This window comes from Arcobacter pernae (genome assembly GCF_049472135.1).
GTDB lineage: Bacteria > Campylobacterota > Campylobacteria > Campylobacterales > Arcobacteraceae > Arcobacter_B.
Map to the genome: position 1 here is coordinate 1 of NZ_JBMOVV010000002.1, position 26,271 is coordinate 26,271.

Sequence of the window (26,271 nt, forward strand, 5' to 3'; positions counted from 1 at the left end):
TAATCTTTATAAACCGAATATAGAAAGGTTGATATACCTTTTTTATTTGCTATCTTTGATAGCTTTGGAGAAGTTAATCGAATAACTTCTCTCTTCTCTGAAAGGAGGTGATCCAACCGCAGGTTCTCCTACGGTTACCTTGTTACGACTTCACCCCAGTCGCTGAATCCACTGTGGAGGGTAGCTACCTTAGCATCCCCGCTTCGAATGAGTTCAACTCCCATGGTGTGACGGGCGGTGAGTACAAGACCCGGGAACGTATTCACCGTAGCATTGCTGATCTACGATTACTAGCGATTCCAACTTCATGTAGTCGAGTTGCAGACTACAATCCGAACTGGGAGATATTTTTGAGATTTGCTCCACCTCACGGTATCGCGGCTCTTTGTATACCCCATTGTAGCACGTGTGTAGCCCTGGACGTAAGGGCCATGATGACTTGACGTCGTCCTCACCTTCCTCCTACTTGCGTAGGCAGTCTCGTTAGAGTTCTCAGCCGAACTGTTAGCAACTAACGACGAGGGTTGCGCTCGTTGCGGGACTTAACCCAACATCTCACGACACGAGCTGACGACAGCCGTGCAGCACCTGTATATAAGTTTCTGCAAGCAGACACCAATCTATCTCTAGAAAGTTCTTACTATGTCAAGTCCAGGTAAGGTTCTTCGCGTATCGTCGAATTAAACCACATGCTCCACCGCTTGTGCGGGTCCCCGTCTATTCCTTTGAGTTTTAATCTTGCGACCGTACTCCCCAGGCGGTACACTTAATGTGTTTACTGCATTACTGCAAGGTCTAGCCTCACAACAACTAGTGTACATCGTTTAGGGCGTGGACTACCAGGGTATCTAATCCTGTTTGCTCCCCACGCTTTCGCGTCTCAGCGTCAATAATGTTCCAGTAGATCGCCTTCGCAATCGGTATTCCTTCTGATCTCTACGGATTTTACCCCTACACCAGAAATTCCATCTACCTCTCCCATATTCTAGGTAATCAGTTTCAAGAGCAGTTCTATGGTTGAGCCATAGGATTTCACTCCTGACTTAATTACCCGCCTACACGCTCTTTACGCCCAGTGATTCCGAGTAACGCTTGCGCCCTCCGTATTACCGCGGCTGCTGGCACGGAGTTAGCCGGCGCTTATTCATATAGTACCGTCATTATCTTCCTATATAAAAGGAGTTTACGCACCGAAATGTGTCATCCTCCACGCGGCGTTGCTGCATCAGGGTTTCCCCCATTGTGCAATATTCCCCACTGCTGCCTCCCGTAGGAGTCTGGACCGTGTCTCAGTTCCAGTGTGACTGATCATCCTCTCAAACCAGTTAGGCGTCATAGCCTTGGTGAGCCATTACCTCACCAACAAGCTGATACCGTACAGGCCGATCCTAGAGCTATAAATATTTCCCTTGCAAACTTATGTTTTAAAGGCATATGGGGTGTTAGCAGTCGTTTCCAACTGTTATCCCCCTCTCTAGGGCACATTACCTATATATTACTCACCCGTGCGCCACTTAGCTGACAGTTATAGCAAGCTATAACCCGTTCTCGTTCGACTTGCATGTGTTAAGCACGCCGCCAGCGTTCACTCTGAGCCAGGATCAAACTCTCCATAATAAAGTGTTTGAAACTGACAATTTTTGTTTCCATTAAACAAAATTATCACTCAAGTGTTTTTACATAAATGTAAAAAGCTTAAATAGACAAGAATTATTTTTCTTGTTTTTTTATCGTTTTTTCTATATTCGGTTTATAAAAATTACTTCTTATTAACCTTCGTTTTTAAAGATCATATCTCTTTAGAACTTTGTGTCGTTCCTCTGAAATTGGACGGGAATTATAGACAAATTATCCCCCTTTGTCAAGAGAAAACTCTTAATAAAAGCTTAAATTTTAAAAGTTTCTTATTTCTTGTCTACTTTCTCTATATTTTATTACTTTTTTCTAATATTCTTTTGATGTTATCTTATTTCGTCCATTCTTTTTCTAAACTATATATGAAATATACATTTAATAAATTGATTAATGTTATATTTCACTTATATTATTTAAATAAATAAAAAGTTTTTCTTTTAGTATCAATATGATTTTGTTTACTATTTACATAATGGGTTTAAATCTTAAAATTTGTATTGATAAATAGTATAGAGAATTTTTAGGCAAAAAAAAAGCTTTCAGCTAAAAGAACCTAAGTTCATATAGCTAAAAGCTTATTTAAGTGGTACCCCCTAGACGATTCGAACGTCTGACCTACGCCTTAGAAGGGCGTTGCTCTATCCAGCTGAGCTAAGGAGGCATTTGATATAAAGATAAAAAGCCTTAAATAAAAAGTTAAAAACAATTTATTTAAGGCTTTTAATGGAGCGGGAGACGAGACTCGAACTCGCGACAATCTGCTTGGAAGGCAGAGGCTCTAGCCAACTGAGCTACTCCCGCAATTAAATTAAAAAGTGGTGCGGATGAGAGGACTCGAACCTCCACACCGTGAGGCACCAGATCCTAAGTCTGGCGTGTCTACCAATTTCACCACATCCGCAGTGTTTTTTCACAAAAAAACTAAAAATGATTTACCTTTGTAAATCAGTGGTACCCCCTAGACGATTCGAACGTCTGACCTACGCCTTAGAAGGGCGTTGCTCTATCCAGCTGAGCTAAGGAGGCAATAATATAAAAATGGGGTAAGTAATGGGATTCGAACCCACGACCCTCTGAACCACAACCAGATGCTCTAACCAACTGAGCTATACCTACCACATGAATTTTAAAATGGTCGGGGCGAGAGGATTCGAACCTCCGGCCCCCTGGTCCCAAACCAGGTGCGCTAACCAGACTGCGCTACGCCCCGACATCTTCCTTTTTAAGTTGTTTCTCTCAAAAAGTGGACGGAATTATAATATATTTTTTTTACTTTGTCAAGGGTTTTTAGAAGAAAAATCAAAAAATTTTGATATTTCTTCTGGAAAGCCCTAAAATTGGATTAATCCATCTACTGGAGAACTTGCTGTCGCATAAGGTTTTTTAGGAATTCTACCTGCTTTATAAGACAATCTTCCTGCTATTGTTGCATATTTAAATGCTTCTGCCATAGCCATTGGATCTTGTGCTTGTGCAATTGCTGTATTTGCAAGAATTCCATCTGCACCTAATTCCATTGCATAAGATGCATCACTTGCACATCCTAATCCTGCATCAACAAGTACAGGAACTTTTACTGCATCTTTAATAAATGCAATATTATATGGATTTTGAATTCCAAGTCCTGAACCAATTGGAGCTGCTAATGGCATAATTGCATCTGCACCTGCATTTTCTAATTGTTTTGCAATAATTGGATCATCAGATGTATAGGCCATAATTGTAAAACCATCTTTTTTTAATACTTCACAAGCTTTAATAGTTTCAATAACATCTGGATATAAAGTTTTTTGTGCATCACCAATAACTTCTAATTTGATTATATCAATACCTGTAGCTTCTCTCATAAGTCTAAAAGTAGTAATCGCTTCTTCTGCTGTAAAACATCCAGCTGAATTAGGAAGTAGTTTTACATTTGTATCTTTGAAATAGTCTAATAGATTTTCTTCATTTGGATTTGTAATATTTACTCTTCTAATTGCCACAGTAATTAATTCACTTCCTGAAGCTAATGTAGCATCTTTTGTTGTTTGAAAAGAATCATACTTTCCAGAACCAACTATTAGTCTACTATTGAATTCATAATTACCAACTTTTAAAATATCATCGTTCATTTTTTAATTTCCCCCAATAATGCTTTGTATATATTTGTGAATATTATTAACAACATTCACTTATAAATTTTGTATATTTCTTACTTGAATTTGTTATATCGATTTGGATAATTTCCGGCACATCATAGCTATGTAATTCTTTAATTTTGCTTTTAACTTTTTCAAAGTTTTCTTTTCTTGTTTTTATATTTAGTATTGTTTCAAAATCACAACATAGCTCATCTTCCCATGAGTATATTGATTCTACTTCGTGCAATTGAACACAAGCAGCTAATTTTTCTTCTATTAAAACTTTTGCGATAGCTTTTGCTTCAACTTGTGAAGCACATGTTGTTTGAATTATTACAGCATTCATAATTTTTTCACCTCTTCAACTAAATCTGATGGGATTAAAGAGTAATCATTCTTTTTATATGCTTTTGCAGCTAATGTATGAGCTATACTAGCACTTATTGCCGCATCTATACTCTTATATCCTTGAGCTAGTAATGACGCAATTAATCCACTTAATACATCACCACTTCCACCTTTACTTAAAACTGAACTTCCAAAAGAGTTTACATAAATTTGATTACCCTTTGATATTATTACATTTGCACCTTTTAATAGTAGTGTAACATTTGGATATTTATTTGTAAATAAAGAGGCATAATAAAATCTATTATCTTGAAGCTGTGATATTGTAATATCTTCTATATCACATAATTTCAATAAAGAACAAAACTCTTTTGGATGAGGAGTTAATACAACATCTTTATGTAATACATCTAAAATTAGCTCTTCATGAAATAAATCTGCATCAATTATCATGGGAATATCTTTTGCCAAAATATCTTCTATCTCTTTTTTGTCATATTTACCTAATCCCATACCTATTGCTATTGCTGTACAGTTTTCACTTAAAAAATGAGTTTGCATTATATGATAAGGTAGATCAAGCTCCTCATGGCAAACTACACTTACTAATCCAGTGCCAAACCCAAAAGCAGCTTTTGCAGCAATAATTCCAGCACCTTTTTTACATCCAGCTATTACATTTAGATGTCCAAAAGTTCCTTTATGAGAGTTTTTCTTTTTTGCTCGAATAGGTAAAATCATATCTTCTTTTTCTAAGAGGTATTTATTAGTTTCAATTTCATAAACTTCTCTTTGTACCCCTAAGTTAGCAACAAAGATTTCACCTACATACTCTTTTGCTATATCTGTATAAAGTGATGTTTTTAATGCTCCCATTGTAATAGTAACATCTGCCTCAAAGGCTGTATCTAAAACTTGGCCTTTATTATTTATACCACTTGGTATATCACAAGCAATTTTAATAGACTCAAAACTATTTAATTCATCTATTAGTTTTATGGCGTCATCTTTTAAAGGTTTATTTAAACCACTACCAAAAATACAATCAACAATAATATCAGCTTGATGTAAATTTTCTATGATATTAATTCCTAATGAATTAACTCTTTTAATTTGAAGTTTAGCCATGTTTGATTTAGGCTGCGAGTAAAAGTATAAAGAAACATTATAAGCTTTATAAAGAAGTCTAGCAAGAGCTATTCCATCTGCTCCATTATTTCCTGAACCACAAATAATTAAGATAGATTTTTTTTCTTTGTAGTTTTCTTGAATATAAGAAGCCATTGATGAGGCTGCATGTTCCATTAAAATATCTTCTGTTAAAAAAAACTTTTCATAACACCTTTTATCTAAAGAGTTTACCTCATCAAATAGTTTCTTCATAACTTAATCCTTATTTTCTAAATTTCCAATCATTTGCCTCTAAAACAGTTTTTATTTTCTCTTTAACATCACCTTGCAATTCAATCCATTCATCTTTGATAGCTCCACCACAAGCAAGTTTTTTCTTAAGAAGTTTTAATACTTCCTTTTTATCTTTTTCATCTAAATAAAATCTTCCAACTAAAGTTACAGGTTTTCCTTTTCTTTTTTCATAAGTAAACACTAACTGATGTTGATTTTTTGGAATAATTTCATTATTTGATTTGTTTTTATTTTTTTTATCATTTTTAGAAGTATCAAAACTATCACCCTCTAATTTTGCACCCATTTCAAAAATCATTTACATACCTTTTAGTCTTGTTTGGACATCAATTTCATTTACATTTACAAGATCATTTTGTTTATATTGTTCAACAGCAACTCTTCCAATCATAGCTGCATTATCAGAACAATATTTTAGTTCACTTAAATGTAAATTTGTTTTATGTTTTTTACATAACTCTTCTATTTGAGTTCTTAAATGTATATTTGCACTAGCTCCACCTACTATGGCAAAATCTTTTGGAACTATCTTTTTAAACTGTTTCTTTAGTTTTTGCATGATATGTGCAACTGCTGTTTTTTGGAAAGAAGCGCATACATCATATTTGTCTTGTTCAGTTATTCCACCTTCTTGGTTTTCTAGTTTTTCTATTTGCATTCTTACAGCATTTTTTAAACCACTATAACTAAACTCTATATTTGGACTTTGTCTTAATGGAACAGGAAAATCAAATCTATTTTCATCACCTTTTAATCCATACTCTTGAACTACTGGACCACCTGGATAACCTAAGCCCATCATTTTTGCTACTTTATCAAAGCTCTCACCAAAGCTATCATCAATTGTTGAAGCGATGATATTCATCTCATTTAAAGATTTTGCTTCTATTATTTGAGTATGTCCACCTGATACTAAAAGTATAGTCATAGGTAAAACTTCTTTTTTTTCTATAAATAGTGAATAAATATGACCTTTTAAGTGGTTTACAGCTATTAATGGAAGATTTAAACTAATACTTAAAGCTTTAGCCATAGTAACTCCCTCCATTAGTGTTACAGATAAACCAGGAGCATTTGTAACTGCAATTGCTTTTAATAAAGGAAAAAACTCTTTACACTCTTCAAGTATTTTAGGTAATGCTTCCACATGAAGCCTAGCAGCAAGTTCTGGAACCACTCCACCATACATGCTATGTTGTAGTTCCTGAGATATTTTTTTATGATATACTAGTTCTAAACTATCTATATCTGTAATTGCTATTGAACTGTCATCACAACTTGATTCAATACTTAAAATTAATTGTTTTGACATACTAGAAGTAACCCTTATCATTTTTATCTTTTGTTAACCAGTCCAATGCAAAGTCATGACTTCCAAATCCAGAATCAGCGTTTATATGACCTGCATCTTTCATTACATTTACTTCTACTTGTAAATCTTCTTTTAATTGCATTGCTTCATCTTCTGTCATATATGGGTCATTTGTTGAAGCTAACATAATTACTTTTTTAGCTTTCAAGTTTTTAGGTGGATTATATGGATAGAATGTTTTAGCAGCTTCCACAACTCTTGTTCTTGATACAGGAGCTACTAACATTAGTTTCTCTAAACTTATATCTAGTTCATCACAAGTTTGAAACCATAATACATTTGCTAAAGAGTGACATATTACTGTATCTGGTTTAAAATGTTCAATCTCTTTTTTTAAAAACTCTTGCCACTCTTCTAGTTGGGGATTATCTCTTTTTGGAAAAGCAGGAAAAGAAACAATATAATTTTGTTTAATTAAATCTGCTGCTAAAACAGCTTGCCAATGAGGATAATCACTTCCACCTAATCCATGTAATATTAAAATTCTTTGCATATTTTCTCCTATTTACATGCTTCTAACACATCTAATATATTTTGTTTTATGTCTACTGTCATAATATGGTGTACCACTTACAAAATGCATATAATCTGCATAAAACCATAAAGTTCGCCAGTGAGCTTTTAAAGCCCAATATCCATCTGGCACATTATATTTAAATCTATAATTAATATAGTTTTTATAATTCTTTTTATTTACTATTGTTTTAAACTCATCTATTGTAGGTATTCTCCAATTAGAATATCCAGCAAAAACAAGATTTTCACAATATTCAATTGAATCTTCATGATTTTTTTTGATTTTTATTACATCAAGATTATCAATCCACATAAGTTTAGTATTTGTATCAATTACCACTTCTAAATTGTTTTTTCTTACCATTTGCGCTTGCAATAAAGAACAAAATAAAACTAAAAAAACTATATATTTCATAACTTATCCTTTTAAGTTATCTACTTTAAACTTCCCTTTTTCAAGATTATCTTTTACACTTTCATCAAGAAGTTCTATTTTAAGTTTATAACCTTGCTTATAAACTAAACCAACTAAATGTTTTGGCAACTCTTCTTTTTGATTAATTTCTTTATTTGAAGTTGAACTATTTTTCCACTCTTCAAACTTCTTCTCATATAATTGTACTATATCTTTTTCAAACTTACTTCTTGTGTAGATTAGATAAATAACTAAAATAAGTAAGATTGAAAAAGGAATTAACATATCAAGACTCACAGTATTTTCTCACTTCTTTATCAATTTCAAATATATCTTCAATAGTTTTTGGTTTTACATAATTAAATTTATTAAGTGCATCTAAACTAATTTTTGATACATCTAAAAAGCCTATTTCATTATTTAAGAATTTTGAAACAGCTACTTCATTTGCTGCATTTAAAACTACACCTAAATCTTTATTGTTTAAAATCTCATCTTTAATTTCCCAAATAGGATAACGATCTGTTTCAATTTTTCTAAACTCCAGATTTGCAACTTCTACTAAATCAACTGGTTTTAGAACTTCTTCATCACACTTTCCTAAAATTGCATAGGCAATTGGAAGTTGCATTGAAGCATTTGCTATATGTGCTGTTGTACTACCATCTTTAAAGTTTATTAAGGCATGAATTAATGATTTTGTTTCAATAATTGCATCTAATTTATTTATATCAAATAACCATGCAGCTTCTAATAATTCAAACATTTTATTTGTCATAGTTGCACTATCAATAGTGATTTTATTTCCCATCGACCAGTTTGGATGATTTAATGCTTCTTTTATAGATACATTTGCAAGCGAGTCAAGGGGATAATCCCTAAAAGAACCTCCACTTGCTGTAACAAGCATTGAATCGATTTTTTTATCTTGAAGTAAATACCAAAGTCCAAAATGCTCACTATCGATAGGACTTAAAGCACTTTTATCAATAAACTTTCCAGCAACAACTAATGACTCTTTATTTGCTAGTGCAACTTTTTTACCACACGCTATAGCTTTTAATGTTGGTTTTAAACCTAAAAATCCAACCAAGGCATTTACTACTGTTTTTGAACTACTATTTTCAATAGCATCTAAAATAGCCTCTTCTCCAAAAGAAACATTCTCATGGTTTACTTTATGAATATCTTCCTTTGAACCAATAACAACTCTTTTAGGTTTAAACTCTTCAATTTGTTTATTTAATACCTCAATATTTCTTCCTGCAACTAAAGCCTCAACATTTAAATCAAACTTTCTTGCAATATTTAAAGTATTAACACCAATAGAACCTGTACTACCTAATACAATCACATTACTACCCTAAGAAGAACTAACATTACAATTGCACCAAATAAGTATCCATCTGTTCTATCTAATATTCCACCATGTCCAGGAAGAATATTTCCACTATCTTTAACACCAGCTTCTCTTTTTAAGTATGACTCAAATAAATCTCCAAATACAGATGCAAAAGCTACAATTACAGAAATTGCTATAGCCATTACCATACTTAAATTTTCATGAGCAAAAATAGTCCCTAAGATACCAGCAGTAATAACTCCACCTAAAACACCTTCTATAGTCTTATTTGGACTTGTTTCACTAAATGGAGTTTTTCCTATGCTTTTACCAACAAAGTATGCACCAGTATCAGCCCCTGCTACAATAACAAGTAACCATAAAAGTGTCATTACTCCATATTCTGCATATAACGATAACAAAAATAAAAATGATGCTGTTGGATAAAGAAGAGGTAAGAACATTTTTTTGTCAATTGATTTTTTATATGCTAATTGTGAAGCATAACCAATTGCAACAATAAAAATTAAATCCTCTGGATTTGGATGGAAGTATGCAGCAAACCATAATAGTGCTGTGTAAACATAAATACTATCACTTTTTAATTCAAAAAGCTTCTTAGCTTCACTAATTGATATCATTAGCATAGTACCAAATAGAAGCCACATTATAAAAAATGAGTCAATATATCCAACTATTACCATTGCAATAATTAGAACTAAACCTGTTTTAATTCTAGTAGAACTTTCTTTGATTATGTTAGCCATAAAGTAAACCTTGTGTTAATAAAATTAACTAGATTATACTAAAGTTTGGCTTTTGATTAAATTTTTAAAAGTTATTTATAGTTAATCAAATTAACTACAAATAACTAATATATTATAAAACTCCAGATAAAGATTTAGTTAAACCTTTAGTTAAAACAGGTTTTGCTTCATCAAATTCTAAATTTACTTTATTTGCTGTACTCACAATTCTAGTTCTATAAATTTTCCATTGTGCATTTGCATATTTTATAGTTTGGTTTAAAGAAGCACTCATCCCTTGCTTAGAAGAACCATTAGAACTTTGTTCAATTACTTCTCCTTTAGCTGCTCTTTGTCTAATTTCAACATCAGTAATCATAGTAAAATATACATCTTTAATTAAAGAGTTTGCAACTGTTCCTACTAATGCTCCTACAAGCCCTGCTGTACCATATGATCTTGCACTAGATGCACCAGATGCCGCTGCAACACCAGCTCCAAGTACTGCACCTCCAAATCCTGACTGAAGTGCACTTCTTGCATTATTAGCATTAGATTTACCTACTTGTAATAAGTTAGCCTGAATCATAAACTCTGCTTTTTTAGGATTCTTAGTAACTACAAATCCATTTGAAACAAATGCTTTTTTAATTTCATTTTCGATATCAATATCTTTATCTGTAGTATTTCTTACTCTTACATAAACAACTTGTTTTGATGGTTCAACTGGTTCTAAAAATATAGAATCACTCATCTTTGTTTGTACTTCTAAGTTTCTCTTTTCTATTGCAGTAGATACTGCACAACCACTAAATAATGACACAACTAAAATAGTACTTAATGAAAGTAATATTAGCTTTACATAATTCTTCATGTTTTCTCCTGTGTTAGTAATAACGAAATTTTATATTATTTTTTCTTAAACTAAAATTATTTTTTAATGATAAAAACATATAATACAACACTAAATACACTAGAAAGACAACATATTTATAAACTATTAACTACATATATAAATTATAACTACTTTTAGTTTATTATATTTTAATTACTTTTGTAATGTATGGATTATATAATACATTTGAACCTGATTGAATTTTCACATTTCGTCTTTGTGTAAAATCAACTTCGAATACTCCTGATGTATCCATTGAAAATTTTGCACATAGTATTGCAGCTTGTTCTATTACTGAGTCTGGAATTGTTTTTTTAGAGTTTTGAACTATCACATGAGCAGATGTTCTATCTTTTAAATGAAACCAAAAATCACTTGCTTTGGAATTTTTTAGTAAATAAATATTTTCTCGTTCACTAGTTCCAAGCATTATTTTATAGCCTTCAAAAAAGAAACTTTCATAAGGTTGTGCCTTTTTAACCTTTGCTTGGTTTCTCTCTTTTTTTGGATATAAAAATTCACACTCTTGAATTGATGTTGCATTTAATAAATTTTGTTTCATTCTTTGTAAGAAAGCTAACTTTTCATCTAAATTATCTTTTTCAAGAGAAATATTTTCTGCTTTTTGCTTAGCTCTTTTAGCTTTTTTAAATAAATCATTTGAGTATTTTGAAGCAGAAGCATTCTCTTCTAAATCAATTTCAACTTCCTCGCCATTATAATTATATGTTTTAAGAGTTTTTTGATATGGCTTTATTGTATGTAAATTACCTAAAATCAAATTTGCTTTCTCATATAAACTATTTGATTCATTTTCAAGTTCTTTTTTTTTAGGAAGAGAGTTAATTGTTTTTTGAAGTTTTTTAATTTTTTTATCAATTTGTGTAATCTTTTGTGATTTTAAATTCTCTAGGCTTTTTTCTTCTTTTTTTATAAAAACATCATAAAGATACTCTTCGATATTATCAACACTATCTACTTTTGGTATAAAATCTTGTTTTGGGATTTCATCTAATTTATGCCCTACTTTTACAATTCTACTTGATGAAAATTCATCAATATGCCTTAAAGCTTCTAAAACAACTCTATTTTCATCTAAAAGAATTATATTTGTATGTTTTCCTGTAAACTCTAATTGTAAAATAGTTGTTAGTTTTTTATATGATGAGGAAGAGTTAACTTTTATATTTATTACTTTATCATCTTGGTATAAACAAACATCTTCAACTTTTGAATTATTTAATCTTTTTTGTAAAACAACATCAAAAGGAGCATTAAAATCTTTTTTAGATTTCAATATCTCTTTTGCTTTAAAAATTGAGCTATTTCCTTTAGTTAAATCAAAATATATTATATTCATATTATTAAATTCAATTATAATTGTATTATTGTCAATTCTCTTACAAAGTCTTATTTTATGGATATTCTCTTTTAAATATTCAACAACTTGTTTCAATAAAAAATGTTTCATATAGTATTCGCTTTTATAATATTTTCTAAGATAGTATTTATCTGTATTAGATATAATTATATCTAAATAATTATTAGGAGAATTAAATGAAGTTATTAAAGTTACTATTAGCTGCTACTTTAGTATTAGGTGTATCTGCTACAACATTAAGTGCAAGTTCTGTAAAAGGTCAAAAGCTATTTATTAAAAAGTTTAAAAAACCTTGTGGAATGAATGGTGCAAAGTTTGCTGCTAAGCACTCTCAAGACGAATGGCAAAATATTATGGATAATGGAAACTTCAAAAAAGAGTTTGTAAAAATCTGTCCTAATGTAAAAGAAGAAGATATTAAAGATAGTTGGGTTGAGCATATCTTTGAATTTTCTTATGAATATGCAAATGATTCAGGAAATGTTCCTTCTTGTTAATTAAAATAAAAGCTTAGCTTCAAGCTAGGCTTTTTCATACAAATATCTACCCTATTTTTAAGATAAGGAAATTTTATCAAATTTATAGATAATTTTTTCTGCAAGCTCTAACATATCAATATTTAACTTTTTAAATTCTTGATTTTTTATATTCACAATAAAATCATCATATACATTACCATAAGGATATAATATAAAAAATATATATTCTTTAGATTTTGATTCTTTATTTAATTCTTTAAACCAAAGTGCAAGCATTGCAAAATACAACATTGAAGGATTAAATGATTGATTTTCAGTTAAAAGTTTAGACAATTCTTCATTTATAAAATTATAAGCATTTAATATGGCTTTTATTCTATAATGCTTTCTATTTTGTAAATAGTAGTTTGATGATAAAGTCACACTATTAATTTGATCTAACATTTGTTCACCTATTTTATTGAACTTAATAACTACTTCTTTATCTAGTCCATAGGCATTTATATCTTCCTTATCTTTATAAGAAAGAATCAAATCTTTACAAAATAATAATAGGCTTTCCGTTTTTATCTTTGATAGGTTTAAAATCATACTTAATTGTAACAAAACTTTGTTAAATTACGAAATATCTAATTAACTTTAAGAAGCTTTGCGATAAAATAAGCTAAATTTAATAAAAAAACATAAAAAAAAGGAATTTATTGGAACCTATTGGTGTATTAAAAGATGGTCAAATATATGACCTTCAAACTGCTGATGCTTTAAACATTCAGGGAGAGGATATTAAAGCTGATAACTCTGAAGAATCATTAGAGATTCTTAGACACTCATGTGCTCATATGATGGCACAAGCTATTAAAGAATTATATCCTGAAGCTAAGTTTTTCGTAGGTCCTGTTGTAAAAGAAGGATTTTACTACGATTTTAAAATCGACTCAAAAATCTCAGATGAAGATCTTCCAAAGATAGAGAAGAAAATGAAAGAGATTGCAAATAGAAAACTTCCTATTGAAAGATACGAAACAACAAGAGAAGAAATATTAACAAAATTTGCAAATGACGAGTTAAAACAAGCTGTACTGCAAAATATCACTGATGATACATTAACCCTATATAAGCAAGGTGATTTCGAAGACTTATGTAGAGGTCCACATTTACCTAACACTAGAATGATCAGAGCATTTAAACTAACAAGAGTTGCTGGAGCATACCTTGGTGGTGATGAAGAAAATGAAATGATTACTAGAATCTATGGAATTGCATTCTTTGATAAGAAAGAATTAAATGATTACGTAAGAATGCTTGAAGAAGCTAAAAAAAGAGATCATAGAAAACTTGGAACAGAATTAGGACTATTCACATTCAATGAGGATGTAGGAGCTGGGTTACCATTATGGTTACCAAATGGTGCAAGATTAAGATCTAAACTAGAGCACTTATTATACAAAGCTCACAGAGTTAGAGGATATGAACCAGTTAGAGGTCCAGAGATGTTAAAATCTGATATGTGGAAGATTTCTGGTCACTACCAAAACTATAAAGAGAACATGTACTTTACTACAATTGATGAGCAAGAGTACGGTATTAAACCAATGAACTGTGTTGGTCATATTCAAATTTTTAAAAATGATTTGGTTTCATATAAAGATTTACCTCTTAAACTTTTTGAATATGGTGTTGTTCACAGACATGAAATGTCAGGTGCAATGCATGGATTATTTAGAGTTAGAGAATTTACACAAGATGATGCACACATTTTCTGTATGCAAAATCAAGTAAAAGATGTAATTATTGATGTATTAGAGTTTGTTGACTCACTAATGAAATTATTTGATTTCAAATATGAGATTGAAGTATCAACTAAACCTAAAAAAGCAATTGGATCAGATGAATTCTGGGAAAAAACTACAAAAGGTATTATGGATGCCTTAGATGAGAATAAAATTGCATACGGTATAGATGAAGGTGGTGGAGCATTCTACGGACCTAAAATTGATATAAAAATCTTAGATGCTATTGGAAGAAAATGGCAATGTGGTACAGTTCAAGTTGATATGAACTTACCTGATAGATTTAATGTTGAGTTTATCGATAACGAAGGACAAAAAGATCAACCTGTAATGATTCACAGAGCTATTCTTGGTTCTTTTGAAAGATTTATTGGTATCTTAACTGAGCACTGCGCTGGGGAATTCCCATTTGTAATTGCTCCAACTCAAGTAATTTTTGTACCAATTGCAGATACTCATGTAGAGTATGCAAAAGAGTTACAAAAAGAGCTATTATACAATGAAATGGATTCTAAGATTTTCGACATGAATGAATCTTTAAATAAAAGAATTAGAATGGCAGAAAAACAAAGAGTACCAATGATTGTTGTAATTGGTGATGAGGAAGTAGAGAACAAAACTGTTGCATTAAGAGATAGAAGAAAAAGGGAGCAGTCGAATATGACTAAAGATGAATTTATCTCTATGTTAAATGAAATTAAAAATGGGAGTAGAATTTGAGTAGTATGAGAAAAGGTAAAAAAAACGAAGCAATAATGAATGAGGAAATTACTGCTAAAGAAGTAAGATGTATGGGAGATGATGGTACTAATTATGGTATCATCTCTACTAGAGATGCACAATCAACAGCAGATGATTTAGGATTAGATTTAGTTCTTATTGCTCCAGATGCAAAGCCACCTGTTGCAAAAATCATGGATTATGGTAAATTTAAATACCAACAAGAAAAAAAGAAAAAAGAAGCTAAGAAAAAACAAAAAGTTATTGTTGTTAAAGAAGTTAAATTTTCTGTTAAAATTGCAGAAAATGACATTAACTACAAAGTTAAACATGCGGTTGAATTTTTAGAAAAAGGTTACCATGTTAAATGTAGAGTATTCTTAAAAGGTAGAGAAATGGCTCACCCTGAAGCAGGAGCTGATGTACTTGAAAGAGTATGGCCAATGTTAGAAGAATATGGAACAAGAGACGGTGTTCCTAAACAAGAAGGAAGATTTGTAAATATGATGGTTCTTCCTAAAAAAGACGATAAGCACTAACAAAATAAATAGAAGAGATACTACTCTCTTCTACTTCCAAAATCTTTCTTTAAACATTTTTTAAGTAATTTTTAAGTAAAATCACGAACTTTTTCAGTTATTTGAAAATGCAAATTTAAAAGGAGGATTCTTCCATGCCAAAGATGAAAACTAACAGTGGCGCTTTAAAAAGATTTAAAGTGAAAAAAAATGGTTCTATCAAAAGAGGATCAGCTTATAGAAGCCACATCTTAACTAAAATGACTCAAAAGAGAAAAAGAAATCTTAGAGGTCCTAAAACAGTTGCAGCAGTTGACGCAACTAGAATTAAAAGAATGTTAAACAAAGCGTAATTATTTATTTAATAAATAATTATTAGTCCCTCCACATATGTGGACAAGTTCAACTTTAAAGTTGACACCTAATATTAACAATATAATATACGGTAAAGGAAAAAAATGCCTAGAGTAAAAACTGGTGTAGTTAGAAGAAGAAGACACAAAAAAGTATTAAAGCAAGCTAGAGGTTTCTTTAGTGGTAGAAGAAAACACTTTAGAAAAGCGAAAGAGCAATTAGAGCACTCTTTAGTATATGCTTACAGAGATAGAAAACAAAAGAAAAGAGATATCAAAAGACTTTGGATTATCAGAATCAATGCAGCTTGTAGATTAAATGATATCAACTACTCAAGATTCATGAACGGTTTAAAATTAGCTGGAATTGAATTAGATAGAAAAATCTTAGCTGATATGGCTATGAATGATTCTGCTGCATTTGCTTCATTAGTAGTAAAAGCTAAAGAAGCACTTAACTAATAAATTTGCAAATCATAATTTAAAGGGATTAAGACTTTGCCTTAGTCCCTTTTTTTATTTATACACCTAAAGGTTCATTAACCTCAATTTTACAATTATCACCTTTACAATCTATATTTGCATCAAAATAGTAGATTTCACTCATATCAATTTTTGCATCTTTTAGTTTTACCCAAGCATCCATTGATCTTCCACCTGCTGTACAATTAAATACTATTGTTTTACCTTTAGGAAGTTTTGAGAAGAACTCATTTGCTTTTAGTTTTTCAGCCTCTATATTTATTGCACCTTTTAGATGACCTTTTTTATACTCATCTGGTGAAGTTACATCAACTATTTGTATATATGAAGGAACTTTGTTATTCTTAATTAAATTATAGAACCACTCTCCATCTACACTACCTTCATCTAAACCTTTTTTTAAGCCATTTTTACTGAATTGTGTTTTTGATGAACTTTCAACTTTTTTTACTACACTAGCACTTTTAGTTGTAGCTAAGCCTGCTTTTTTCCACTCAGGTACACCACCTGCAAAAACAGAAACATCTTTATATCCTAAATCTAAAAGTCTATTAGCAACAATATGTGATTTTGCACAAACGTAACCACCACAGAATGTGATAATCTTTTCATTCTTATTTGTAGGGAATCTTCCTTCTAAAGTTTTTAACTTTGTATCTGGAATAGAAATAGCTCCAGGAATTGTTTCTTGTAAATATTTAGTATATGGTCTAGCATCAACTAATAAAGCACTATTCTTTTCTTGAGCAGCTTTTGCAACTACTAAATCAACATCTAAATAACTCTTTTTTGACCATTGTGGTTCACCTGCTTGATATAGTTTTACATTTGTAAAGCCTTTTTTCTTAAGCATTGAAGCTACCTTTGGACTCTTACCACATTTCCATCCTCCACAGTAAACAATTAACTCTTTATCTTTTTTAACATCTTTTAACTGCGAATAAAACTCTTCAAACTTTGTATCTGGAATATTTATACTTGATGGAATAGCACCTTTTTTAAATTTTGCTTCTGGTCTTGCATCTATTAAAATTGCTTTTGCACTTTTTCTTGAACCTTTTGCTACTTTTTCTTTAACATAATCAAAATCAACAACTTCTAAATTGTTTTTTTCAATTAACATTTTAACTGTTGGACTTGCATTATCCAATGATGTTTGACTTGTTGCACAGCCTGTAAATAAAAGTGTTGCTGTTAAAACTGAACCTAAAAATAAATTTGTTTTCATAAAATCCCCCTATTTTAATAAATTATGCTTTTCCAGAAAGCATTCCATATTGTGTCATTGGTTTTAAAATATATGCTTTTAGTAACCACCAAATATATCTCTCTTGTGTTGGATCAAGAGGAAATGATGGTTTTGGTTTCATAGACCAATCAAATTCTGCAAGCATTACTTTTCCTATATCTGTAATAATTGGACATACTGTATATCCATCATACTTAGCTTTTAACTCTTTTCCTTCCATAAGTGAGATTATATTATCTACTACAACTTTATATTGTTTTCTTACACTTCCTCCAGTTTTTCCCAATGGAACAGCTGCAATATCTCCTAAAGAAAAAATATTATCAAATTTCACATGCTGTAATGTTTCTTTATTTACAGGAACCCAACCTTTTGCTGAACCTATTTCTGAATTAGCTATTTCAGGAGCAGCTTTCATTGGAGGAGCGATATGTAAAAAGTCATAAGGAATTTCTACATTCATATGTTTTGTAAGTACTTCATACTCTTCTAAATCTTCATCCCATTTTCCTTTTTCTTGCCAAAACTTATCAAATGTAGCAAGTTTATTTTTTAAATCAACTTTTGTTAGATTATGATTTAAATTATAATTCATATCTCTTACTTTATATTGTTCTTTAATAGCATCTTCATACTCTTTTACGCTAAACATCTTGCTACTATTTTTATAAAGTGTCATATCAACATTTGCTCTTGTTTGTGCACTATGTTCATTTAATCTAGCGTTCATTAAATACATCATTTTCATTGGAGCTCCACCACATTTAATTGCAGTGTTAGGATGAGTAAAAATAGCTTTTTGTTTTTTACCCTTTTTTGCTTCTTCTATAAGTGATTGCATATTCTTCCATGTTTGCACTGCCCCATCAACATTATAGATTGTGCTAGCATTTGAATTTTTAAATAAATCATTCATTTTTTTAGAATCTTGTACAGTATAGATTTCACCAAGCTCTTCTAATCCTTCAATTTTTTCAAAATCTAAAACTAACCCTGCAGCTATAACTAAAAAGTCATATTCAATTGTTTCACCTTTTGAAACTCTTAATTTATTATTTTTAGGGTCAAATTCTACAGCTTTATCTTTTATAAGCTTTACATCACTTGGAAGGAAATCTTTTGTTTGATATATGACATCATTCTTTTCATATAATCCTGCACCTATAAAAGTATTTCCTGGTTGATATGAAACTGATCTTTCATTTGGTTCAATAATAGTAATATCTGGTGAGTTTAAACTATTTGCAAGTCTAGCAGCAGTTGAAATACCTGCAAGACCTCCTCCTACAATAACAATTCTAGCTTTTACATCACTAGCACTTGCTGTATTAGCATTAGCTTCTTCATTCATAAGTAAAAGAGCCCCTGAAGCACCTAATAACTTCAAGGCTTCTCTTCTTGAAATACCACTTTTATCTAATTGTTTTTCAAACTCATTTATTAAATCTCTATTCATATCATATCTCCTCTAATACAAGTTATCTATAATAATTATACTACTTTATTTGTGAATTACTATTCATTTATCTAATATAATTTAATATTTTATATGATTGTATATAATTTTAACTTAGAATTATTACAAAGGATTTACAATGTATTATTTTTTCTAATAATAGAAATTAATTATATTTATAACTATCCATAAAATTGTTATTTTGAAAACTTATTATCAAAAATATGTTTTATAAATTTTTATAATTATGCTCTACCTGATAACATTCCATACATTGTCATTGGTTTTAACATATAAACTTTCATTAACCACCAAATATATCTTTCTTGTGTAGGATCAAGTGGAAATGATGGAGTTGGTTTTTTAGACCAATCAAACTCTGCTAACATTACTTTTCCTATATCAGTAATTAAAGGACATACTGTATAACCTTGATATTTTGATTTTAACTCTTTTCCTTCCATTGCTGAAATTAAATTATCAACTAAAACTTTATACTGCTTTCTTACACTTCCACCAGTTTTTCCCATTGGAACAGCAGCAATATCACCAATTGCAAAAATATTGTCATATTTAACATGCTGAAGTGTCTCTTTATTTACAGGAATCCATCCTTTTGCTGAACCTATTGCAGATTTTCCTATTTCATCTGGTGCTTTCATAGGTGGAGTTATATGTAAAAAATCAAAAGGAACTTCAACATTTTGATGTTTTGTAATCATCTCATACTCTTCTAAATCTTCATCCCATTTTCCTTTTTCATTCCACCTTTTATCAAACGTTGCAATTTTTTTATCTAAATCAACAGCTGTTAGATTATGATTATAGTGCCATTTGAAATCTCTTTTTTTAAATTGCTCAATAATTGCATCATGGTACTCTTTTACTCCAAACATAGTGCTTCCATTTGGATAAAAAGTTAATTCTACATTATTTTTTACTCCTGTTTCTTCAAGTCTAGAGTTTGTAAGATACATTATCTTTTTTGGAGCACCACCACATTTTATTGATGTATTTGGATGAGTAAAAACTGCTTTTACTTTCTTGCCACTTTTGGCTTCTTCTATAAGTTTTTGCATTTGACTCCAAGTAGCAACTGCTGAATCAGTATTATAAATAGAACAAACACCACTATTTGAAAATTTATCTGTTAAAACTTTTCCATTATCTAAAGAGAGTATATTTCCAATCTCTTCAAGTCCTTTAATAGAAGCAAAATCTAAAGTTAAACCAGCAGCTATAACTAAAAAATCATAATCTAATTTTTCACCTGATTGTAAAACTACACTATTATTTTGAGGGTTGAATTCTACAGCTTTATCTTTTAATAAAGTACATCCATCAGGAAGGTAATCTTTTGTATCATACATAACATCAGACTTTTCATATATTCCTGCTGCTATTAAGGTATTACCTGGCTGATATGAAACTGATTTAGGATTTGGCTCAACTATTGTAATATCAGGATTACTTAGTGTATTAGATAGTCTTGCTGCAGTTGAAATACCAGCTAGTCCTCCACCTATAATTAATATTTTACCTTTAACATCACTTGCATTAGCATTAGTTGTGGCTTCTACTTCTGAAGGATTTAATAAAAAAGTTGCAGTACCTAAACCTGCTAGTTTAAATGCATCTCTCCTACTTAGTCCAGATTTTTTTATCTCATCATCAATTATCTCTAAAGCATTATCAAATTCTTTTTTTGACATAAGTTTTCCTTTTAATATAATTATTAGTATATCTTATTATTCTAACTTAAGAATATCAAAAAAGAAATAAATAAAGACTTATAGTATAAGAAAAAGTTTAATATTAATTATAAGTTATTTTTATAATGAAAGTGATTTAAGGTAATCTTCTCTATGATTAAGATTAATAAATTCATCATCATTTGGAAGAGTGATTATATTTGTTTTATTTTCATTAAGAAGAAAACCTACTTTATGAAAATCTTCTGATAGCATTTTATTAGTTGTAGATAAGATATTTGAAGAAAAAACTCCACATAAATTATGAGTTTTAATAGTTTTTGCTACAGTAATATCAAAATCACTTGAAGCTTCAATAATCTTATTTATTGAATCAATTGAAACCAATGGAGTATCAACTGTTATTATAAATACCTTATTATCTTCAAGTTTATTAAATATTGAATCTATAGCAGCAATTGGAGAGTAAACACTACTTTCATCTAAAAGAAGTGATTTATTTTCTAAAAAATCAAACTTATCCTCTTTTGAAGAAATATAAATAGATTTAAAAAAAGGCTTTAATCTGTCATACTGATATTGAGCTAAGGTTGGTGAGTTTTTGAAAGGAAGAAGAGATTTATCTTCTCCCATTCGTGAGCTTTTACCTCCACATAAAATTACGCATGGTATTTCAAATGAAGGTTTCATTATTATAAGCTTCTTGGGTCTGTAATGTATCCAGAAATAGCACTTGCTGCTGCAACTGCTGAGTTTGCTAAATAAATTTTAGAAGATCTAGAACCCATTCTTCCTACAAAGTTTCTATTTGTAGTAGAGATACATACTTCATTGTCTCCTAAGATTCCCATATATCCACCTAAACATGCTCCACATGTTGGGTTTGATACAACAGCACCTGCATCAACTAAATCATCAATGTATCCAGCTTTAGTTGCATCTCTTAAGATTTTTTGAGTACCAGGAGTTAAGATAAGTCTTACATGTCTTGCTACTTTTTTACCTTTTAAGATTTCAGCAGCAACTTTAAAGTCAGATAATCTACCATTAGTACATGAACCAATAAATACTTGGTCAACTCTAATTTCATCAGCAACAGCTTGAGAAACTGAGTGTCCATTATCTGGCAAGAAAGGATAAGCAATAACTGGCTCTAATTTTTCTACATCAATTTCAATTACTTTTGTGTAGTTCGCATCTTCATCAGAGTAATGAATCTTTGGTTCAGCTCTTAAACCACCGTTTAATTCTGCTGTTTTCTTTAAAAACTCTTCTGTAATTTCATCATAAGCAAAGATACCATTTTTAGCACCTGCTTCAATAGCCATATTACAAATAGAGAATCTATCATCCATTGATAAGTGTTGTACAGTATCACCTGTAAACTCTAATGCTTGATATAAAGCACCATCAACACCTAAGATTCTAATTACTTCAAGAATAATATCTTTTCCAGATACAAATTCAGAAGGCTTTCCAGTCATTACAACTTTAATAGTTTCTGGAACTTTAAACCAGTTACCACCTGTAATCATACCAAATGAAATATCAGTTGATCCCATACCAGTTGAGAATGCACCTAATCCACCATGAGTACATGTATGTGAATCAGCTCCAATAATAACATCACCAGGTAATACTAAACCTTTCTCTGGTAATAAAGCATGTTCAATACCCATATCTTTTTCATCAAAGAAATGTTTTAAATCATGTTTCATTGCAAAATCTCTAGAGATTTTTGCTTGATTTGCTGATGCAATATCTTTTGCAGGAATAAAGTGGTCTAATACAATTGCAAATCCATCTGGATTAGCTAATTTTTCTCTTCCACTTTCTTCAAATGCTCTAATAGAAATAGGAGTTGTAATATCATTACCAATTACCATATCAATTGGACTTCTTACAATCTCTCCAGCTCTTACTTCTCTTCCTACGTGTTCACTAAAAATTTTTTCTGTAATCGTTTGACCCATCTTCTACTCTTCCTATACTTTATTTATATAATTTTTTGCGATTATATCTAAATTTATTTTAAGCTCCCAAATGACTAAGAACTTAACTCTTTTTGTTTTTTCTCTTCTCTTGCTTTTTTAATTTGTATCCAAATTACAATTGCTACACCTAGATTTATGATAACATCTGCAAAATTGAAAATTGCAAATTCAAATCCATAATGCCAATAAAAATAGTCTACAACAGCACCATAAGTAAATCTATCTAAGATATTTGATAATCCACCTGCATAAATTAAAGCAACTGCAATATAATAGTCACTAAATACATCTTTATTTTTGAAAAGATACACAGTTGCTGCTGCTAAAATTAGTAGTTGAATATATTTTAAATATTCATCTAAAAAAGCAAACATCGAAAATGCAACTCCATAATTATAAGCAAGTTGCAAAGACATCACAGGACCTTTTACATCCCATTCATAGTTTGCAAAACCATACTTTACAACTTGGTCAATTATAAAAATTAATACAAAAATCAATAAAGCTATATTAAACTTTTTTCTCATAATGCCTTTTTGAAGAATGCAACTAATTCTTCCATTTCCTCTTCAACTACTTTTCTATCTTTTCCTTCTAAAAGTAATCTAATCTTATTTTCTGTACCAGAATATCTAACAACTTCTCTTAAACCTTTAGCTCTGATTTTAGTTATTAGTTCTTCATAACCTTCAAGTTCTTCTAAAGGTATTTTTTCATCAACTTTCATATTGTGTTGTGCTTGTGGATATAAATCAAATGGATTTAAAGCTTCACTTGCTTTTTTACCAGATTTTAAAATAAGAGCTAGTACTTGTAGTGCTGAAGCTAGACCATCACCTGTTTTTGCAGCATCTGCAAAAATAATATGGCCACTTTGTTCTCCACCAAAATTACTCTTCTGTTCATTCATAGTTTCAAGAACATATTTGTCCCCTACTTTTGATCTATGAAGTTCAATATTATCTTCTAAAAGGTAATCTTCTAAAGCCTTGTTTGACATAATTGTTGCAACACAAGCTTGACCTTTTAATAATTTCTCATCATTTAGATACCTACATAAAGCACCAATTAACTTATCACCATCAACAACATCACCATTTTCATCAATTACAACAAGTCTGTCTGCATCACCATCAAGTGCTAATCCAATATCAGCTCTATATTCTCTAACTAATTTTCCTACATGTTCAGGATGCATTGCTCCACAATTTTCATTGATGTTATAACCATTTGGTTTATCGTTTATAGTAATTACATCTGCACCTAACTCTTCTAAAATTGTTGGACCAACTTTATAAGCAGCTCCATTAGCACAATCTAAAATAATTCTAAGTCCACTTAATGTTAAATTATTTGGAAATGAACTTTTAATAGAAACAATATATCTTCCAATAACATCATCAATTCTTTTTGAAGAACCAATTTGTCTTCCTGTAACTTGTTCACTAATCATTAGTTCATTATCATTGAAAATCTCTTCAATTTTCTTTTCACAAGATACACTTAATTTATTACCATGATTATCAAAAAACTTGATTCCATTATCTTCATATGGATTGTGTGAAGCTGAAATCATAATACCAGCATCACATCTCATTGATTCAGTTAAATATGCTATTGCAGGAGTTGGCATTGGTCCGATTTGAATAACATCGTAACCAACAGCAGTTAACCCTGATACTAAAGCATTTTCAATCATATATCCACTTCTTCTTGTATCTTTACCAACAAGAATTTTTTTAGTTGTTGAATGCTTTCTAAAATAGATACCTGCAGCTTTTGCTAATTTAAGTACAGTAATCGCATCTAAAAACTCACCAGCCTTACCTCTAACACCATCAGTTCCAAATAGCTTCATTAAATCTTCCTAAAATTAAACTAAGTTTAAGTTATTTTAGATAACATTCTACCCTTAAATTTTTTACAAAGAGGTTAAATAAAATGGCAAATCATAAATCTGCTGAGAAAAGAGCTAGACAAACTAAGGTTAGAACTGAAAGAAACAGATTCTACAAAACAAGAATTAAAAACGTAACTAAAGCTGTATTATCTGCTGTAGAAGCTGCTGACAAAGAAGCTGCAACAACTGCAATGACTGCTGCAAACAAATACATCCACCACTGTGTATCTAAAGGTATCCTTAAAAAAGGTAATGCTTCTAGAAAAGTTTCAAGATTACAAACTAAAGTTAACGCTATATAATTCTATTTATTATAGTTTATAGTTAAGAATATAGGTAAATATGACTCAAGAAAAATTACAACCCTTTATTAATAGGTATAATGAGATTAATGAACTTTTAATCTCTCCTGATATTACTAGTGATATTAAAAAAATGACTGAACTTTCAAAAGAACAGTCTAACATCGAACCAATAGTTAAAAAAGCTCAAGAATATATTCAAGTTTTAGAAGATATTGATGAGAATAAAATGCTTTTAGATGATGATGAATTAGGTGAACTTGCAAAAGAAGAACTTAAAGAACTTGAATCAAAAAAACCTGTACTTGAGGAAGAAATTAAATTCTTAATGATTCCAAAAGACCCTAATGATGATAAAAATATCTATTTAGAGTTAAGAGCTGGTACTGGTGGTGATGAAGCTGCTATTTTTGTTGGTGATTTATTTAGAGCTTACTTAAGATATGCAGAAGGTAACAATTGGAAAGTCGAGATCATGAACTCTTCTGAGAGTGAATCAGGTGGTTATAAAGAGATTGTAATTTTAGTTAAGGGTGACCACGTATATTCAAAACTTAAATTTGAGGGTGGTACACACAGAGTTCAAAGAGTACCTGCAACAGAATCTCAAGGCCGTGTCCATACATCTGCTATTACAGTAGCTGTAATGCCTGAAGTTGATGATGTTGATATTCAAATTGATCCAAATGATTTGAAAATTGATGTAATGAGAGCAAGTGGAAATGGTGGTCAATCTGTAAATACTACAGACTCGGCTGTAAGAATCACACATATTCCAACTGGTATCGTTGTAACAAACCAAGATCAAAAGTCTCAGCATAAAAATAAAGATAAAGCTATGAAAGTTTTAAAAGCTAGACTTTACGAAATGCAAATGCAAGAGAAAATGGAAGCTGAAGGTGCTAACAGAAAAGAACAAGTTGGTACTGGAGATAGAAGTGGAAGAATTAGAACTTATAATTATCCACAAGGAAGAATTAGCGACCATAGAATTAATCTTACATTATATAGACTGGATGCAATAATGAATGATGGATTGTTTGATGAAGTAATTGATCCTCTTATTGCTGATCATCAGGCAAAACTTATAGAAGCAAATGGATTATAATCCATTTGC

The 26,271-nt window shown here is 30.6% G+C and carries 27 protein-coding genes, 6 tRNA genes and 1 rRNA gene; 7 read left to right on the plus strand and 27 right to left on the minus strand.

The window, feature by feature from the left end; translation table 11 throughout:
• Window positions 1–100: 100 nt before the first annotated feature.
• The 19 genes from ACH5BF_RS02480 to ACH5BF_RS02570 all read right to left on the minus strand — a co-directional run bounded on the left by ACH5BF_RS02480 (window position 101) and on the right by ACH5BF_RS02570 (window position 12,288).
• Window positions 101–1,617, minus strand: a 16S ribosomal RNA gene (locus ACH5BF_RS02480).
• A gap of 602 nt (window positions 1,618–2,219) precedes the next feature.
• Window positions 2,220–2,296 (minus strand) — tRNA-Arg (locus tag ACH5BF_RS02485).
• 63 nt (window positions 2,297–2,359) lie between these two features.
• Window positions 2,360–2,436, minus strand: a tRNA-Gly gene (locus ACH5BF_RS02490).
• Between the two features lie 15 nt (window positions 2,437–2,451).
• Window positions 2,452–2,536: transfer RNA gene (locus ACH5BF_RS02495), tRNA-Leu, on the minus strand.
• A 48-nt stretch (window positions 2,537–2,584) separates the two neighbouring features.
• Window positions 2,585–2,661 (minus strand) — tRNA-Arg (locus ACH5BF_RS02500).
• 13 nt (window positions 2,662–2,674) lie between these two features.
• Window positions 2,675–2,751: transfer RNA gene (locus tag ACH5BF_RS02505), tRNA-His, on the minus strand.
• A 16-nt stretch (window positions 2,752–2,767) separates the two neighbouring features.
• Window positions 2,768–2,845, minus strand: a tRNA-Pro gene (locus ACH5BF_RS02510).
• A 121-nt stretch (window positions 2,846–2,966) separates the two neighbouring features.
• Entirely contained in the window at window positions 2,967–3,749 is a 783-nt protein-coding gene (locus ACH5BF_RS02515; protein ID WP_423272452.1) for a thiazole synthase, read from the minus strand.
• Between the two features lie 46 nt (window positions 3,750–3,795).
• On the minus strand, window positions 3,796–4,104 hold the full coding sequence (gene cutA, locus ACH5BF_RS02520; protein WP_423272453.1) for a divalent-cation tolerance protein CutA: 309 nt from the start codon (window positions 4,102–4,104) through the stop codon (window positions 3,796–3,798).
• Window positions 4,101–5,489 carry an NAD(P)H-hydrate dehydratase gene (locus tag ACH5BF_RS02525; protein ID WP_423272454.1) on the minus strand — a complete coding sequence of 463 codons (1,389 nt, stop codon included), beginning with the start codon at window positions 5,487–5,489 and terminating at the stop codon, window positions 4,101–4,103. Before ACH5BF_RS02525 ends, cutA begins: the two co-directional genes overlap by 4 nt.
• 10 nt (window positions 5,490–5,499) lie before the next feature.
• Window positions 5,500–5,829, minus strand: coding sequence for a translation initiation factor SUI1 (locus ACH5BF_RS02530; RefSeq protein WP_423272455.1), 330 nt, complete (start codon window positions 5,827–5,829; stop codon window positions 5,500–5,502).
• Window positions 5,830–6,843, minus strand: a complete 1,014-nt coding sequence (tsaD, locus tag ACH5BF_RS02535; RefSeq protein WP_423272456.1) for a tRNA (adenosine(37)-N6)-threonylcarbamoyltransferase complex transferase subunit TsaD — start codon at window positions 6,841–6,843, stop codon at window positions 5,830–5,832.
• Window position 6,844: 1 nt separating this feature from the next.
• The gene (locus tag ACH5BF_RS02540) at window positions 6,845–7,396 is read right to left on the minus strand and encodes an RBBP9/YdeN family alpha/beta hydrolase (RefSeq protein ID WP_423272457.1); all 552 of its coding nucleotides are present in this window, start codon (window positions 7,394–7,396) and stop codon (window positions 6,845–6,847) included.
• A gap of 12 nt (window positions 7,397–7,408) precedes the next feature.
• Window positions 7,409–7,834 (minus strand): Lcl C-terminal domain-containing protein, encoded by a 426-nt coding sequence (locus ACH5BF_RS02545; RefSeq protein ID WP_423272458.1) that lies wholly within the window; start codon window positions 7,832–7,834, stop codon window positions 7,409–7,411.
• Between the two features lie 3 nt (window positions 7,835–7,837).
• Window positions 7,838–8,131: a hypothetical protein gene (locus tag ACH5BF_RS02550; RefSeq protein ID WP_423272460.1), complete on the minus strand. Its 294-nt coding sequence runs from the start codon at window positions 8,129–8,131 to the stop codon at window positions 7,838–7,840.
• On the minus strand, window positions 8,121–9,188 hold the full coding sequence (gene dxr / locus ACH5BF_RS02555) for a 1-deoxy-D-xylulose-5-phosphate reductoisomerase (protein WP_423272461.1): 1,068 nt from the start codon (window positions 9,186–9,188) through the stop codon (window positions 8,121–8,123). Before dxr ends, ACH5BF_RS02550 begins: the two co-directional genes overlap by 11 nt.
• Complete coding sequence (locus ACH5BF_RS02560; protein WP_423272463.1) at window positions 9,185–9,943, minus strand: phosphatidate cytidylyltransferase; 759 nt, start codon at window positions 9,941–9,943, stop codon at window positions 9,185–9,187. The genes dxr and ACH5BF_RS02560 overlap by 4 nt, the downstream gene beginning before the upstream one ends.
• Before the next feature lie 112 nt (window positions 9,944–10,055).
• Window positions 10,056–10,796: a complement resistance protein TraT gene (locus ACH5BF_RS02565; protein ID WP_423272465.1), complete on the minus strand. Its 741-nt coding sequence runs from the start codon at window positions 10,794–10,796 to the stop codon at window positions 10,056–10,058.
• A gap of 163 nt (window positions 10,797–10,959) precedes the next feature.
• On the minus strand, window positions 10,960–12,288 hold the full coding sequence (locus tag ACH5BF_RS02570; RefSeq protein WP_423272467.1) for an NFACT RNA binding domain-containing protein: 1,329 nt from the start codon (window positions 12,286–12,288) through the stop codon (window positions 10,960–10,962).
• Window positions 12,289–12,374: 86 nt separating this feature from the next.
• On the opposite strand from ACH5BF_RS02570, the gene ACH5BF_RS02575 reads away from it, so the two are divergent.
• On the plus strand, window positions 12,375–12,695 hold the full coding sequence (locus ACH5BF_RS02575) for a cytochrome C (protein ID WP_423272468.1): 321 nt from the start codon (window positions 12,375–12,377) through the stop codon (window positions 12,693–12,695).
• A 57-nt stretch (window positions 12,696–12,752) separates the two neighbouring features.
• Here ACH5BF_RS02575 and ACH5BF_RS02580 read toward each other — a convergent pair whose 3' ends face one another.
• Complete coding sequence (locus tag ACH5BF_RS02580) at window positions 12,753–13,121, minus strand: hypothetical protein (RefSeq protein WP_423272469.1); 369 nt, start codon at window positions 13,119–13,121, stop codon at window positions 12,753–12,755.
• Between the two features lie 257 nt (window positions 13,122–13,378).
• On the opposite strand from ACH5BF_RS02580, the gene thrS reads away from it, so the two are divergent.
• The 4 genes from thrS (at window position 13,379) to rplT (ending at window position 16,520) form a co-directional block, all read left to right on the plus strand.
• Window positions 13,379–15,187 (plus strand): threonine--tRNA ligase, encoded by a 1,809-nt coding sequence (thrS, locus tag ACH5BF_RS02585; RefSeq protein ID WP_423272470.1) that lies wholly within the window; start codon window positions 13,379–13,381, stop codon window positions 15,185–15,187.
• Window positions 15,188–15,192: 5 nt separating this feature from the next.
• Window positions 15,193–15,726, plus strand: a complete 534-nt coding sequence (gene infC, locus ACH5BF_RS02590; RefSeq protein WP_423272901.1) for a translation initiation factor IF-3 — start codon at window positions 15,193–15,195, stop codon at window positions 15,724–15,726.
• A 134-nt stretch (window positions 15,727–15,860) separates the two neighbouring features.
• Window positions 15,861–16,058, plus strand: a complete 198-nt coding sequence (gene rpmI / locus ACH5BF_RS02595; protein ID WP_254576932.1) for a 50S ribosomal protein L35 — start codon at window positions 15,861–15,863, stop codon at window positions 16,056–16,058.
• A gap of 105 nt (window positions 16,059–16,163) precedes the next feature.
• Complete coding sequence (rplT, locus tag ACH5BF_RS02600; protein ID WP_404304704.1) at window positions 16,164–16,520, plus strand: 50S ribosomal protein L20; 357 nt, start codon at window positions 16,164–16,166, stop codon at window positions 16,518–16,520.
• A 58-nt stretch (window positions 16,521–16,578) separates the two neighbouring features.
• On the opposite strand, the gene ACH5BF_RS02605 is transcribed toward rplT, so the two are convergent.
• The 7 genes from ACH5BF_RS02605 to glmM all read right to left on the minus strand — a co-directional run bounded on the left by ACH5BF_RS02605 (window position 16,579) and on the right by glmM (window position 24,810).
• Entirely contained in the window at window positions 16,579–17,769 is a 1,191-nt protein-coding gene (locus tag ACH5BF_RS02605) for a rhodanese-like domain-containing protein (RefSeq protein ID WP_423272471.1), read from the minus strand.
• 22 nt (window positions 17,770–17,791) lie between these two features.
• Window positions 17,792–19,246: an NAD(P)/FAD-dependent oxidoreductase gene (locus tag ACH5BF_RS02610; protein ID WP_423272472.1), complete on the minus strand. Its 1,455-nt coding sequence runs from the start codon at window positions 19,244–19,246 to the stop codon at window positions 17,792–17,794.
• A gap of 245 nt (window positions 19,247–19,491) precedes the next feature.
• Window positions 19,492–20,958 (minus strand): NAD(P)/FAD-dependent oxidoreductase, encoded by a 1,467-nt coding sequence (locus ACH5BF_RS02615; RefSeq protein WP_423272473.1) that lies wholly within the window; start codon window positions 20,956–20,958, stop codon window positions 19,492–19,494.
• Between the two features lie 120 nt (window positions 20,959–21,078).
• Window positions 21,079–21,648: a molybdenum cofactor guanylyltransferase MobA gene (mobA, locus tag ACH5BF_RS02620; RefSeq protein ID WP_423272474.1), complete on the minus strand. Its 570-nt coding sequence runs from the start codon at window positions 21,646–21,648 to the stop codon at window positions 21,079–21,081.
• Window positions 21,649–21,650: 2 nt separating this feature from the next.
• Window positions 21,651–22,931, minus strand: a complete 1,281-nt coding sequence (gene leuC / locus ACH5BF_RS02625) for a 3-isopropylmalate dehydratase large subunit (protein ID WP_423272475.1) — start codon at window positions 22,929–22,931, stop codon at window positions 21,651–21,653.
• A 74-nt stretch (window positions 22,932–23,005) separates the two neighbouring features.
• Entirely contained in the window at window positions 23,006–23,479 is a 474-nt protein-coding gene (lspA, locus tag ACH5BF_RS02630; protein WP_423272476.1) for a signal peptidase II, read from the minus strand.
• Entirely contained in the window at window positions 23,476–24,810 is a 1,335-nt protein-coding gene (gene glmM / locus ACH5BF_RS02635; RefSeq protein WP_423272478.1) for a phosphoglucosamine mutase, read from the minus strand. Before glmM ends, lspA begins: the two co-directional genes overlap by 4 nt.
• Window positions 24,811–24,893: 83 nt before the next feature.
• Between glmM and rpsT the strand changes: the two genes are divergently transcribed.
• Together rpsT and prfA are read left to right on the plus strand one after the other, a co-directional pair.
• A complete protein-coding gene (gene rpsT / locus ACH5BF_RS02640) occupies window positions 24,894–25,154 on the plus strand; it encodes a 30S ribosomal protein S20 (RefSeq protein ID WP_423272479.1) in 261 nt (86 codons plus the stop codon).
• 40 nt (window positions 25,155–25,194) lie between these two features.
• Window positions 25,195–26,262: a peptide chain release factor 1 gene (gene prfA, locus ACH5BF_RS02645; protein WP_423272480.1), complete on the plus strand. Its 1,068-nt coding sequence runs from the start codon at window positions 25,195–25,197 to the stop codon at window positions 26,260–26,262.
• The last annotated feature ends 9 nt before the right edge of the window (window positions 26,263–26,271 follow it).

Bases quoted from the DNA above. Each gene is read 5' to 3' on its own strand.
- ACH5BF_RS02515 (WP_423272452.1), bottom strand. From the start codon at position 3,749: ATGAACGATGATATTTTAAAAGTTGGTAATTATGAATTCAATAGTAGA.
- cutA (WP_423272453.1), bottom strand. From the start codon at position 4,104: ATGAATGCTGTAATAATTCAAACAACATGTGCTTCACAAGTTGAAGCA.
- ACH5BF_RS02525 (WP_423272454.1), bottom strand. From the start codon at position 5,489: ATGAAGAAACTATTTGATGAGGTAAACTCTTTAGATAAAAGGTGTTAT.
- ACH5BF_RS02530 (WP_423272455.1), bottom strand. From the start codon at position 5,829: ATGATTTTTGAAATGGGTGCAAAATTAGAGGGTGATAGTTTTGATACT.
- tsaD (WP_423272456.1), bottom strand. From the start codon at position 6,843: ATGTCAAAACAATTAATTTTAAGTATTGAATCAAGTTGTGATGACAGT.
- ACH5BF_RS02540 (WP_423272457.1), bottom strand. From the start codon at position 7,396: ATGCAAAGAATTTTAATATTACATGGATTAGGTGGAAGTGATTATCCT.
- ACH5BF_RS02545 (WP_423272458.1), bottom strand. From the start codon at position 7,834: ATGAAATATATAGTTTTTTTAGTTTTATTTTGTTCTTTATTGCAAGCG.
- ACH5BF_RS02560 (WP_423272463.1), bottom strand. From the start codon at position 9,943: ATGGCTAACATAATCAAAGAAAGTTCTACTAGAATTAAAACAGGTTTA.
- ACH5BF_RS02565 (WP_423272465.1), bottom strand. From the start codon at position 10,796: ATGAAGAATTATGTAAAGCTAATATTACTTTCATTAAGTACTATTTTA.
- ACH5BF_RS02570 (WP_423272467.1), bottom strand. From the start codon at position 12,288: ATGAAACATTTTTTATTGAAACAAGTTGTTGAATATTTAAAAGAGAAT.
- ACH5BF_RS02575 (WP_423272468.1), top strand. From the start codon at position 12,375: ATGAAGTTATTAAAGTTACTATTAGCTGCTACTTTAGTATTAGGTGTA.
- ACH5BF_RS02580 (WP_423272469.1), bottom strand. From the start codon at position 13,121: ATGTTAGATCAAATTAATAGTGTGACTTTATCATCAAACTACTATTTA.
- infC (WP_423272901.1), top strand. From the start codon at position 15,193: ATGAGAAAAGGTAAAAAAAACGAAGCAATAATGAATGAGGAAATTACT.
- rpmI (WP_254576932.1), top strand. From the start codon at position 15,861: ATGCCAAAGATGAAAACTAACAGTGGCGCTTTAAAAAGATTTAAAGTG.
- rplT (WP_404304704.1), top strand. From the start codon at position 16,164: ATGCCTAGAGTAAAAACTGGTGTAGTTAGAAGAAGAAGACACAAAAAA.
- ACH5BF_RS02605 (WP_423272471.1), bottom strand. From the start codon at position 17,769: ATGAAAACAAATTTATTTTTAGGTTCAGTTTTAACAGCAACACTTTTA.
- ACH5BF_RS02610 (WP_423272472.1), bottom strand. From the start codon at position 19,246: ATGAATAGAGATTTAATAAATGAGTTTGAAAAACAATTAGATAAAAGT.
- ACH5BF_RS02615 (WP_423272473.1), bottom strand. From the start codon at position 20,958: ATGTCAAAAAAAGAATTTGATAATGCTTTAGAGATAATTGATGATGAG.
- mobA (WP_423272474.1), bottom strand. From the start codon at position 21,648: ATGAAACCTTCATTTGAAATACCATGCGTAATTTTATGTGGAGGTAAA.
- leuC (WP_423272475.1), bottom strand. From the start codon at position 22,931: ATGGGTCAAACGATTACAGAAAAAATTTTTAGTGAACACGTAGGAAGA.
- lspA (WP_423272476.1), bottom strand. From the start codon at position 23,479: ATGAGAAAAAAGTTTAATATAGCTTTATTGATTTTTGTATTAATTTTT.
- glmM (WP_423272478.1), bottom strand. From the start codon at position 24,810: ATGAAGCTATTTGGAACTGATGGTGTTAGAGGTAAGGCTGGTGAGTTT.
- rpsT (WP_423272479.1), top strand. From the start codon at position 24,894: ATGGCAAATCATAAATCTGCTGAGAAAAGAGCTAGACAAACTAAGGTT.
- prfA (WP_423272480.1), top strand. From the start codon at position 25,195: ATGACTCAAGAAAAATTACAACCCTTTATTAATAGGTATAATGAGATT.